This window comes from Streptomyces sp. NPDC059900 (assembly GCF_050270335.1).
GTDB lineage: Bacteria > Actinomycetota > Actinomycetes > Streptomycetales > Streptomycetaceae > Streptomyces.
Genome location: NZ_JBNNJZ010000273.1, coordinates 1 through 10835, shown reverse-complemented (window position 1 = coordinate 10835; position 10835 = coordinate 1). Strand labels below are relative to the sequence as shown.

General features: G+C 71.8%; 10 protein-coding genes and 1 pseudogene. 9 read left to right on the top strand and 2 right to left on the bottom strand.

Annotated elements, in window-relative coordinates; translation table 11 throughout:
* The 4 genes and pseudogenes from ACQKIP_RS28470 to ACQKIP_RS28455 all read left to right on the top strand — a co-directional run.
* Window positions 1–696 (top strand): annotated as a pseudogene (locus tag ACQKIP_RS28470) (sugar ABC transporter substrate-binding protein); the annotation flags it as partial.
* Window positions 697–767: 71 nt separating this feature from the next.
* Window positions 768–2819 carry a beta-galactosidase gene (locus ACQKIP_RS28465; RefSeq protein WP_365859697.1) on the top strand — a complete coding sequence of 684 codons (2052 nt, stop codon included), beginning with the start codon at window positions 768–770 and terminating at the stop codon, window positions 2817–2819.
* A 52-nt stretch (window positions 2820–2871) separates the two neighbouring features.
* Complete coding sequence (locus tag ACQKIP_RS28460) at window positions 2872–4908, top strand: RICIN domain-containing protein (protein WP_365859698.1); 2037 nt, start codon at window positions 2872–2874, stop codon at window positions 4906–4908.
* A gap of 130 nt (window positions 4909–5038) precedes the next feature.
* Entirely contained in the window at window positions 5039–5527 is a 489-nt protein-coding gene (locus ACQKIP_RS28455) for a flavin reductase family protein (protein ID WP_365859699.1), read from the top strand.
* 17 nt (window positions 5528–5544) lie between these two features.
* Here the strand turns inward: ACQKIP_RS28455 and ACQKIP_RS28450 are convergent, their stop codons facing one another.
* Window positions 5545–5919 carry a VOC family protein gene (locus ACQKIP_RS28450; RefSeq protein WP_365859700.1) on the bottom strand — a complete coding sequence of 125 codons (375 nt, stop codon included), beginning with the start codon at window positions 5917–5919 and terminating at the stop codon, window positions 5545–5547.
* Between the two features lie 212 nt (window positions 5920–6131).
* Between ACQKIP_RS28450 and dhaK the strand changes: the two genes are divergently transcribed.
* The 3 genes from dhaK to ACQKIP_RS28435 all read left to right on the top strand — a co-directional run bounded on the left by dhaK (window position 6132) and on the right by ACQKIP_RS28435 (window position 8215).
* On the top strand, window positions 6132–7124 hold the full coding sequence (dhaK, locus tag ACQKIP_RS28445) for a dihydroxyacetone kinase subunit DhaK (protein ID WP_361183279.1): 993 nt from the start codon (window positions 6132–6134) through the stop codon (window positions 7122–7124).
* Between the two features lie 79 nt (window positions 7125–7203).
* Window positions 7204–7812, top strand: a complete 609-nt coding sequence (gene dhaL, locus ACQKIP_RS28440; RefSeq protein WP_365859701.1) for a dihydroxyacetone kinase subunit DhaL — start codon at window positions 7204–7206, stop codon at window positions 7810–7812.
* Window positions 7805–8215: a PTS-dependent dihydroxyacetone kinase phosphotransferase subunit DhaM gene (locus ACQKIP_RS28435; protein ID WP_365859702.1), complete on the top strand. Its 411-nt coding sequence runs from the start codon at window positions 7805–7807 to the stop codon at window positions 8213–8215. The genes dhaL and ACQKIP_RS28435 overlap by 8 nt, the downstream gene beginning before the upstream one ends.
* A 10-nt stretch (window positions 8216–8225) precedes the next feature.
* On the opposite strand, the gene ACQKIP_RS28430 is transcribed toward ACQKIP_RS28435, so the two are convergent.
* Window positions 8226–8990, bottom strand: coding sequence for a glycoside hydrolase family 75 protein (locus ACQKIP_RS28430; RefSeq protein WP_365859703.1), 765 nt, complete (start codon window positions 8988–8990; stop codon window positions 8226–8228).
* A 241-nt stretch (window positions 8991–9231) separates the two neighbouring features.
* Here ACQKIP_RS28430 and ACQKIP_RS28425 point away from each other — a divergent pair, with 241 nt between their 5' ends.
* Window positions 9232–10221, top strand: a complete 990-nt coding sequence (locus tag ACQKIP_RS28425) for a fibronectin type III domain-containing protein (RefSeq protein ID WP_427744492.1) — start codon at window positions 9232–9234, stop codon at window positions 10219–10221.
* Between the two features lie 187 nt (window positions 10222–10408).
* Window positions 10409–10835 (top strand): hypothetical protein (locus ACQKIP_RS28420; protein WP_427744490.1); only part of this gene is annotated, 427 nt, incomplete at its 3' end.

Genomic DNA, 10835 nt, shown 5'->3' with positions numbered 1-10835 from the left:
TGGCAGGCCGGTTCGCGGCCCTACAAGGTCGACGGCACCAAGGTGGGCATCGACTTCACCGACAAGGGCGCCCGCGCCTACACCGGCACCTGGCAGAAGCTCATCGACGAGAAGCTCGTCGCGCCGATCAACCCCTGGACCGACGAGTGGTACAAGGCCTTCGGCGACGGCACCATCGCGACCCTGCCCTCCGGCGCCTGGATGCCCGCCAACTTCGCCTCCGGCGTCAAGGAGGCCGCCGGTGACTGGCGCGCGGCGCCGCTGCCGCAGTGGACCGCGGGCGACAAGGCCAGCGCCGAGAACGGCGGCAGCTCGCTCGCGCTGCCCGAGCTCGGCAAGAACAAGGAACTGGCCTACGCGTTCGTCGAGTACGCCAACTCCGGCAAGGGCGTGCAGACCCGCATCTCGGAGGGCGCCTTCCCGGCGACCACCAAGGACCTTCAGTCCAAGGCGTTCCAGGAGACCGAGTTCGCCTACTTCGGCGGCCAGAAGGCCAACAAGGTCTTCGCCCGGTCCGCGGCGAACGTCGCCGACGACTGGACGTACCTGCCCTACCAGGTGTACGCCAACTCGATCTTCAACGACACCGCGGGCAAGGCCTACGTCTCGGGCACTCCCCTGTCCAAGGGCCTGGAGTCCTGGCAGGACGCCTCCGTCAAGTACGGCTCCGAGCAGGGCTTCAGCGTCCAGAAGTGACACGGCACGCCCCCGCATCCCTACACCTCGAGCACCCCGAGCACCCCGAGCACCCCTGAGGAAGGACCACCATGCCCCCCACCCTCCCGTCCCGGCTGCTGCGCGGACCGGACGGTGACGTCACCCCCGCCCTCGCGTACGGCGCCGACTACAACCCCGAGCAGTGGCCGCGCGCCGTCTGGGAAGAGGACGTCCGGCTGATGCGCGAGGCCGGCGTCAACATCGTCTCCGTGGGGATCTTCTCCTGGGCGCGCATCCAGCCGGACGCGGACACCTGGGACTTCGCGTGGCTCGACGAGGTCATAGACCTGCTGCACGCGGGCGGCATCGGGGTCGACCTGGCCACCGCCACCGCCTCCCCGCCGCCCTGGCTCACCGCCGCGCACCCGGAGATCCTGCCGGTGACCGCGACCGGTGAGACGGTGTGGCCGGGGGCGCGGCAGCACTGGCGGCCGACCTCGCCCGTCTTCAGGCAGCACGCGCTGCGCCTGGTGCGCGAGATGGCCCGGCGCTACGCCGACCATCCGGCGCTCGTGGCCTGGCACGTATCGAACGAGCTGGGCTGCCACAACATCTACGACTACTCCGACGACGCGGCCCGCGCCTTCCGCGGCTGGCTGCGCGCCCGCTACAGCACGCTCGACGGTCTCAACCACGCCTGGGGCACGGCCTTCTGGTCCCAGCGCTACAGCGACTGGGAGCAGATCCTGCCGCCGCGGCTGGCGGCGTCGCACCCCAATCCCACCCAGCAGCTGGACTTCAAGCGCTTCTCGTCCCACGCCCTGAAGGACTATCTGCGGGCGGAGCGGGACGTCCTGCGCGAGCTGACCCCGCAGGTGCCCGTCACCACGAACTTCATGGTGATGGGCGGCACCAAGGGCATGGACTACGCCGACTGGGCGGGCGAGGTCGACTTCGTCTCGAACGACCACTACGTGGTGCCCGGGCCGCAGGCCCGTGACGAGCTGTCCTTCTCCGCCGGCCTCACCAGTTCCCTCGCGGGCCACCGCCCGTGGTTCCTGATGGAGCACTCCACGAGCGCCGTCAACTGGCAGCCCGTGAACCTGGCCAAGGGCGAGGGCGAACTCGCCCGCGACTCCCTGCTGCACGTGGCGCACGGCGCGGACGCCGTGTGCTTCTTCCAGTGGCGCCAGTCGGCGGCCGGCGCCGAGAAGTACCACTCGGCGATGGTGCCGCACGCCGGGGCCGACAGCGATCTGTTCCGAGCGGTGACCGCTCTGGGGCAGACCCTCAAAGCGCTCGCGCCCGTCGCGGGGTCCGGGCGCGAACCGGCCAGGGTGGCCGTCCTCTTCGACTGGGACTCGTGGTGGGCAAGCGAGCAGGACTCCCATCCCACATCGCGCGTCGACTACCACCGGGAGGCCCTGGACTGGTACTCCGCGCTCCTGGCCCTCGGCATCCGCGCCGACGTCGTGACCACGCACAACGACCTCGCCCCGTACGACGTCCTGATCGCGCCCGTCCTGCACGTGGTCCCCGAGGCACTGGCCAAGGACCTCACGCGGTACGTCGAGGGCGGCGGTCATCTGGTCACGACGTACTTCTCCGGCATCGTCGACGAGAACGACCACATCTGGCTCGGCGGTTATCCCGGCGCCCTGCGTGACCTGCTCGGCATCCGCGTCGAGGAGTTCGGGCCGCTGCTCGACGACGACACGGTCGCCCTGGACGACGCCACCACGGGCACGGTGTGGACCGACCGGATCACCGTTACGGGCCCTGAGGTGGCAGTGCTCGCCCGGTATGCGAGCGGCGCCTACGCCGGGCGGCCCGCCGTCACCCGCCGCACGGCGGGGGCGGGCTCGGCGGCGTACGTCTCCACGCGGCTCGGCGCGGAAGGCCTGGCCGCCCTGCTGCCGCGGCTCCTCGCCCCGGCCGGGGTCCGCAGCGAACTGCCCGAATGCGCGCGGGGACGCGTCGAGACGGCCGTCCGCCGCGATGCCGGGAGCCGCTACCTGTTCCTGGTCAACCGTACGGACGACACCGTGCCGCTGCCGGGACTCACCGGCGACGTCCTCACCGGCGAAACCGGCGACGCGGCCGACGGCGGTCTCGTCCTGCCGCCCAGGGGCGTCGCCGTGCTGCGACAGCCCGCCTCCTGACGCCTCCCCCTCCTGTACCGCGCCACCCCGTCACCTACGTTGGGAGCACACGTTGGCATCGCGTACCCGCACGAGACGACTGGCCGGCATCGTCGGCTGCACGGCCCTGGCCACCGGGGCGGCCCTGCTGACCGCGCCGCCGCAACCGGCCGCGGCGGCATCCGCCGAGGTCACCGTCCGGCCCGATCCCTCGTACCAGCACGAGAAGTTCGAGGGCTGGGGCACGAGCCTGGTCTGGTTCGCCAACGCCACCGGCGACTACCCCGAGGAGATACGGGAGAAGCTGGCTCGGCTCCTCTTCGGCGACGACGGCCTGGCCCTGAACATCGCCCGCTACAACATCGGCGGCGGCAACGCCCCCGACGTCAAGGACTATCTGCGCCCCGGCGGCGCGGTCGAGGGCTGGTGGAAGGCGCCCGCGGGCACCACCCGCGAGGACACCGACTGGTGGAGTGCCGCGGACAAGGCCGACTGGAACCCGAAGGCCGACGCCACCCAGCGCTGGTGGGTCGACCGGATCAAGAACGACGTCGACCACTGGGAGACGTTCAGCAACTCGCCGCCCTGGTTCATGACCGAGAGCGGTTACGTCTCGGGCAACTTCGACGCGGGCAGCGACCAGCTGAAGACCGGGTCGGTCGACGACTTCGCCTCCTACCTGGTGGGCGCGACCGAACGCCTGGAGAAGGCGCACGGCATCAAGGTCGACACCTTCGATCCGTTCAACGAACCCAACACCGACTACTGGGGCACCCGTCTGGGGGCCGACGGCGAGCCGGTCGGCGGCCGGCAGGAAGGGGCGCACATCGGCCCCGAGCTCCAGCAGAAGGTGATCAAGGCCCTGGACCCGGCACTGGAGAAGTCCCGGACGGGCGCGGCGATCGCCGCCATGGACGAGACCAACCCGACCACCTTCACCCGGAACTGGAACACCTACCCGCAGGACGTACGGGACGCCGTCGGCCAGATGAACGTCCACACCTACGGCACGGACGGCCGCACCAGCGTCCGCGACCTGGCCAAGGCGGCCGGCAAGCCGCTGTGGATGAGCGAGGTCGAGGGCGACTGGGGCGACGGGCAGGACTTCGACGACATGCGGCCGGGCCTCGGCCTGGCCCAGCGGATGGTCGACGACCTGCGTGAACTGGAGCCGAAGGCCTGGGTGTTCTGGCAGCCGGTTGAGGACTACGACAACATGAAGCCCGGCGGCGAGTCCGCCGAGGGCGGCAACTGGGGCAGCATCCAGCTGCCGTTCAGCTGCACCTCCGAGGACACGTCGGAGACCTGCCCGGTCCGCACGAACACCAAGTTCGACACGGCCCGCAACTTCACCCACTTCATCAAGCCCGGCGACCGGCTCGTCAAGGTCGACGACACCTCCAGTGCCGCCGCCGTGAACCGCAAGGGCGACGGCGCGACGGTTGTGCACGTCAACAGCACCACTGCCGCGCGCACGGTCACGCTCGACCTGTCCAAGTTCGGCCGGGTGCGCGCCGGAGCCACCGTCACGCCCGTCGTGACCAGCGCCGGGGGCAGGCTGGAGCGGCACCGCGCCATCAAGGTCAGCGACAGGAAGGCCACCTTCGAGGTGCCCGCCCAGTCCGTGACCTCGTTCCTCGTCAAGGGCGTCTCCGGGGTCGCGAAGGACGCCGCCGAGCTCCAGCAGAACCACACGTACGAACTGACCGGCGTCCAGAGCGGCAAGAACCTCGCCGTCGACGGCAACGGCACCGGCCTGGTCATCAAGACCGCCGCGGACACCGCGGGCCAGCGGTGGCTGCTGCGCCAGATCAGCGGTGAGCCGGGCAACCAGCGGCGGTATGTGTTCACCGACCCGGCGGGAGAGGGGCGCCTTGCCGTCCGTGACGGCGCCCCGGTGGTCGAGCCCGACACCGGCCCCCGCCCCGAGGCCGCCCAGTGGGTCATGTCCACGACCGGTGACGGCACGTGGACCCTCGTCAACGCGGCCACCGGACGGCTCCTGGAAGTCGGCGGCCAGGCCACGCACGACGGAGCCGCCGTCACGACGTGGACACCGAACTCCGGCGCCAACCAGCGCTGGAAGCTGTCGGACACCGGCCGGCACTGACATGCGCTGAGCGATCACGCGTGCCACGATGAGATGTCCCGAGGGGCGCACCCAGGAGCTTGGGTGCGCCCCTCGTCATATGTGACGGTGGAGCAGCGGACAGGTCACAGACACAGGAGAGGTGGTCGCCTTGGTGGCAGTGGACGGGTTCACCGACCGGCTCGACTACCCGATGCTCGTGGTGACGGCGGCCGCCGACGACGGCACGCCCAAGGGCTGCCTGGTCGGCTTCGCCTCGCAGTGTTCGCTCAGCCCGACGCGCTTCGCGGTGTGGCTCTCCCGGGCGAACCACACGTACGAAACGGCCCGGCGTGCCGAATTCCTCGGGGTGCATCTGCTCAGGCGGGACGAGCACCACCTGGCGCGGACGTTCGGCGGCACCTGCGGCGCACGGTTCGACAAGTTCGCCGGCGTCCGCTGGGAGCCGGGCGCGGGAGGCGTTCCCGTGCTCACGGACTCCTGCTCCTGGTGGGTCGGCAGGGTGGAGCGGTACGCCGACTGGGGAGACCACGTGGGCTTCCATCTCACGCCCGTGGAGACGGGCGGGGACGCGTCACCGCACGAGAAGCTGCTGCGCCTGAGCGACGTCACCGACCTCGACCCCGGCCATCCGGGCTGATGCCGGCCGTGCGCCGCTCACTCCGCCACGCACAGGCAGAACGGGTGCCCCGCCGGGTCGGCGTAGACACGCCAGCCGCGTGCTCCGCCGTCGTCGTCGATGTCGAGGGCCCTCGCGCCGAGGGCGAGCACCTCGTCCTGCGCCCGGTCCAGGTCGGTGACGGTGAAGTCCAGATGCAGCTGCTGGGAGTCCGAGGCGCCCTGCGGCCACTTGGGCGGCCGGTGGTCCGGTGCGCGCTGGAAGGAGATCCGGTGGCCGCCGGGGGCGTGGAGGTCGTACCACTCCTCGTTGTACTGCCGGACCTCGCCGCCGAGCACGGCCTGGTAGAAGCGGGCCAGCGACGCGGGCTCGGGGCAGTCCAGCGCAACCAGCGTGTAGGTCGCGATCGGCATGGGCGGCTCTCCTCGCGGGTGACGGCGTGCGGGGCGGCTCGGACCGGCGGGCCGGTTCAGGTTTCCCGTCGCTTCACCGTAAGCCCGCCGCTTGTCCCGTGCCTCCCGCCGCACCCGCCCCCCGCTGCTTGGCCCCGGATCCGCAAACGCGCTGCTTGACCCGGAAATACCCGGCGCCGAGACTTAAACGCCCACCCCACCAGGAGGTACCGATGAAGATGCTGATCAACGTCGCGGAGACGGTCGTGGCGGACGCGCTGCGGGGCATGGCGGCCGCGCATCCCGATCTGACGATCGACGTCGAGAACCGCGTGATCGTGCGCAGGGACGCCCCCGTCGCCGGGAAGGTCGCCCTCGTCTCCGGAGGCGGATCGGGGCACGAGCCGCTGCACGGCGGGTTCGTGGGGCCGGGGATGCTGTCGGCCGCCTGTCCCGGCGAGGTGTTCACCTCGCCGGTGCCGGACCAGATGGTGCGGGCGGCCGCCGCCGTGGACAGCGGGGCCGGGGTGCTGTTCGTCGTGAAGAACTACACGGGTGACGTCCTCAACTTCGACATGGCCGCCGAGCTCGCCGAGGACGAGGGCATCCAGGTCGCCAAGGTCCTCGTCAACGACGACGTGGCGGTCACCGACAGCCTGTACACGGCCGGGCGGCGCGGCACCGGCGCGACGCTCTACGTGGAGAAGATCGCCGGGGCGGCGGCCGACGAGGGCATGCCCCTGGAGCGGGTCGAGGCGATCGCCCGGCAGGTGAACGAGAACGCACGGAGCTTCGGCGTCGCCCTGAGCCCTTGCTCCACGCCCGCCAAGGGCAGCCCGACCTTCGATCTGCCCACCGGCGAGCTGGAGTTGGGCGTCGGCATCCACGGCGAGCCCGGCCGTGAGCGGCGCCCGATGATGACGTCCAGCGAGATCGCGGACTTCGCCGTGGACGCCGTCCTGGAGGACCTCAACCCGCGCAATCCGGTGCTCGTGCTCGTGAACGGCATGGGCGCCACTCCCCTCCTGGAGCTGTACGGCTTCAACGCCGAGGTCCAGCGTGTGCTCGCCGAGCGCGGTGTCGTCGTCGCGCACACACTGGTCGGCAACTACGTCACTTCGCTGGACATGGCGGGCGCGTCCGTCACCCTGTGCCAGGTCGACGAGGAGCTGCTGCGCCTGTGGAACGCTCCGGTGCGCACCGCCGGGCTTCGCTGGGGCGTCTGATCCACCGGCCGCCCCGGCCTGCGACCGGGGTATCGGTACCCGACCGTTCTACCGCTGTTCTACCGCGCAAGGAGTTTTCGTGCTCGACGCCGCATTCTTCCGACACTGGCTGACCTCGGCCGCCGCTCTCGTCGACCGGGAGGCCGAGCGGCTCACCGAGCTCGACTCGCCGATCGGCGACGCCGACCACGGCAGCAATCTGCAGCGCGGGTTCGCCGCCGTGGTGACCACCCTGGAGAAGGAGGCGCCCGCCACGCCCGGCGCCGTGCTCACCCTGGCGGGACGGCAGCTGATCTCGACCGTGGGGGGCGCATCGGGGCCGCTCTACGGCACGCTGCTGCGGCGGACCGGCAAGGCTCTCGGTGATGCCGCCGAGGTCAGCGAGCAGCAGTTCGCCGACGCGCTGCGCACCGGCGTCGACGCGGTCAGCGCGCTCGGCGGTGCCGCTCCCGGCGACAAGACGATGCTGGACGCCCTCGCTCCCGCGGTCGACGCGCTCGGCGAGTCGTTCGGGGCGGCGCGCGCCGCCGCCAACGAAGGCGCGCTGGCCACGACGCCGTTGCAGGCGCGCAAGGGGCGGGCCAGCTATCTGGGTGAGCGCAGCATCGGGCACCAGGATCCCGGCGCGACATCCTCCGCGCTGCTCTTCGACGCGCTCGTTCAGACCGCGGAGGCCGGCCGTGAGTGACGACAAGCTGGTCGGCATCGTTCTGGTCTCGCACAGCGGCGCCGTCGCCGAGTCCGTCGCCGCGCTGGCCACGGGTCTCGCGGGCGGCGGGGCGACCGCGCCCGTGGCCGCGGCGGGCGGCACCGAGGACGGCGGCTTCGGCACGAGCTCGGAGCTCATCGCCCAAGCGGCCGCGAAGGTGGACCGCGGCGCGGGTGTCGCGATCCTCACCGACCTGGGCAGCGCGGTCCTCACGGTGAAGGCGCTGATCGCCGAGGGCGACGAGCTCCCGGATGGCGCCCGCCTGGTGGACGCCCCGTTCGTCGAGGGTGCGGTCGCCGCGGTCGTGGCCGCGTCGGCGGGCTCGGACGTCGTGGCCGTGGAGGCCGCGGCGGCGGACGCCTACTCCTACCGGAAGGTGTGAGGCCGGGCGCTCAGTTCTGGCTCAGGAACTGCCGGGCCAGCGCGTCACCCCGGGTGACCGCGGCCCGGTGGTTCTCGATGGGGGACGCCTTGGGTCCGTCGAAGACGAGGTAGGTGACGCCCGCAGCGGTGCCGCCCTTGCGGGGGTCGGGGCTGATGCCGAGCGACTTCGCCGCCGCGTACGACGCCTCGCCGATGAGGTCGGTGGGGCCGGTGTCGCCGACGACGGCGTACAGAACCTTGTCCCGGTGGATCACGGCGGCCACCGAGCCGCCGGTGATGCCGTGCTTGGTGTGGTTCCAGCGGCTGCTCGCGCCCGGCACGACGATGTAGGGAAGGTACTCCGAGCTCAGCTGGCGGCCGTTGGACTCCTGGAACGCGGTGGTGTCCTGGAACAGCGGGTCCGTGCGCCGGTTGCAGGCCGTACTCGGCCGCCCGTCGCAGTCGATGTCCATGTCGGCGGTCCACAGCACCGCGCCGCGCTTGGCGCAGACGGGGATGTTCTCGGCGGCCCCGTCGTCCGTACGGTATTTGCCGCGCGAGACCTGTTTACAGGGCCCGGCGGCCTTGGCGAGGAGTGCGGCGGCGGAGACGGAGCCTTCTGCGTGTGTCCGGGACGCCCGGGAAGCCTCGGGCCGCGGCGGTGAACTCTGCCGGACCTGAGCCGAGTTGCCGTTCGTTTCGCTCCGCTGCCCGAACGCCGACGCGGACAGGGGCGCGGGGACGAGCAGGGCGGCTCCGGCGGCGAGGGCGAGCGCCGTGTTCCTGGTACGCACGAGAGGGACCTTTCCTGGAGGGCGGGGTCTGACGGCGGCCCGGTGGGACGAGCGGCGGCCTGCGGTCGGAAGTACATGACCAGACATCCCGGGCTGTTCCGGGTCGTACACCTCGGCCGCCGTCCGGCACCGGACGGCGCACGCGGCCCCCGTGACGTGCACACCCCTTGAGACGCACGCGCACACCCCTTGATGTGCACCCGACACCTGTGTCAAATAGGTCCGGACCAATGCCGCCCGAATGGAAGGCACGACCGTGCGACGGACCCCCCACCTGTCTGCCCTCCTCGCCCTCACCGCCTGCACCCTCACCGCCTGCTCCTGGGGCGGCGGCCAGGACGCGAAGGACGTACAGCCGCCGACCGCCCCGCGCGGCCTCACCGTCCAGGCGGGCAGCGCCACCACCGCGCACGTCATGTGGAACCAGGCCACGGACGACACCGGGGTCACCGGCTACGACGTGTACCGGGGCGCCACCAGGGTCGAGCGCGTGCCGGGCAGCAAGCACATGGTGGACGTCGTCGGCCTCAAGCCCGCCACGGACTACACCTTCACCGTCCGGGCCCGCGACGCCGAGGGAAACGTCGGCCCGGCCGGAAAGAAGCTGACGGTGACCACACCCGCGGCGGCCGCCGCGGACCACGAACCGCCCTCACGGCCCGGCTCCCCGCGGGGCGCGGTCGAGGGAAGCCGGGCGGTGAGGCTGTCCTGGAACGCCTCGAAGGACGCCAAGGGCGTCGCCTCGTACGAGATCTACCAGGGCACATCGAAGATCCACAGCGTGGACGGCGGCGAGCGCGAGACCCTGGTCACCGGACTGCGGCCGGGCACGGCCTACCGCTTCACCGTCAAGGCGCTCGACGCGGCCGACAACGCGTCGCCCGCGAGCCGCGTCGTCCGCCTGACCACCGCGCCGGGCCGGGACGACGGCCGTGCCACGGCACCGGCGGACTTCCGCGCGAAGACCCGCAAGGCCGACGGGGCGTACTACATCGACCTGGCGTGGACGCCACCGCGCACGGGCGGCGCGGTGGCGGAGTACCAGATCCACCTCGACGGCAAGAACGCCACCTCCCTGGTGTTCGGCGGCACCGCTCCCCGCGACAAGGCCAGGCACAGCTTCTACGTGGGCAAGGAGCCGGGTGACACGCACCGCGTGAAACTCCGGGCCAAGCTGCCCGACGGGACCTGGGGCGGCTGGTCCGCCGAACGGCAGGTCACCACCGGCTGACGCCCGTGACGACGGGCAGGCCGCCGGTCCTGTCCGCCGTACGAAGGATTCCGTCACCTGCCCGGTCGCCGTCCGCATGCGGCCCCGGCGGATGGCACGTTGGCTCGTCGGCAGGTAGCACGGGCGCTCCCCGACCCCCGGCGGCGCATGGGATGTACCGCCTCCCGTGCCGCCGGAGGGCAGACTCATGCGCACCAACCAGATATTCGTCCGCTCCGGCCTGACCGTCGCCGCCGCGGCCGCGCTTCCGCTGGTACTGACCGCCCCGTCGGCGTCCGCCGCCGAGGGAATCTCGGTGAGCACCAGGGGATCGACGGTCACGGTCACCACACAGGCCTGCCCCGACGGAGGCAATGCCGCACTGATGAGCAACGGCCAGGCCAGCTTCGCCCAGGGCAGGCAAGTGCCCCTGTCGGGCGGCAGCGCCTCCTGGCAGAACGTCAGCAGCGGCAGGCACACGGTGGCCGTGATCTGCGAGGACGGCACAACGGCCGGGTCCCAGACGGTCACCGTCGGGGCCTCGCCGACCACCTCGTCCACGACCTCGCCCGCGCGCGGCGTGCGGGGCGGTCTCGGCGGCGGCAGCGAGGACCGGGGCACGATCACCCTCGTCG

Excerpts from the sequence above, each read along its gene's own strand:
- ACQKIP_RS28465 (WP_365859697.1), top strand. The coding sequence starts at position 768 with ATGCCCCCCACCCTCCCGTCCCGGCTGCTGCGCGGACCGGACGGTGAC.
- ACQKIP_RS28450 (WP_365859700.1), bottom strand. The coding sequence starts at position 5,919 with ATGCCGATCGCGACCTACACGCTGGTTGCGCTGGACTGCCCCGAGCCC.
- dhaK (WP_361183279.1), top strand. The coding sequence starts at position 6,132 with ATGAAGATGCTGATCAACGTCGCGGAGACGGTCGTGGCGGACGCGCTG.
- ACQKIP_RS28425 (WP_427744492.1), top strand. The coding sequence starts at position 9,232 with ATGGAAGGCACGACCGTGCGACGGACCCCCCACCTGTCTGCCCTCCTC.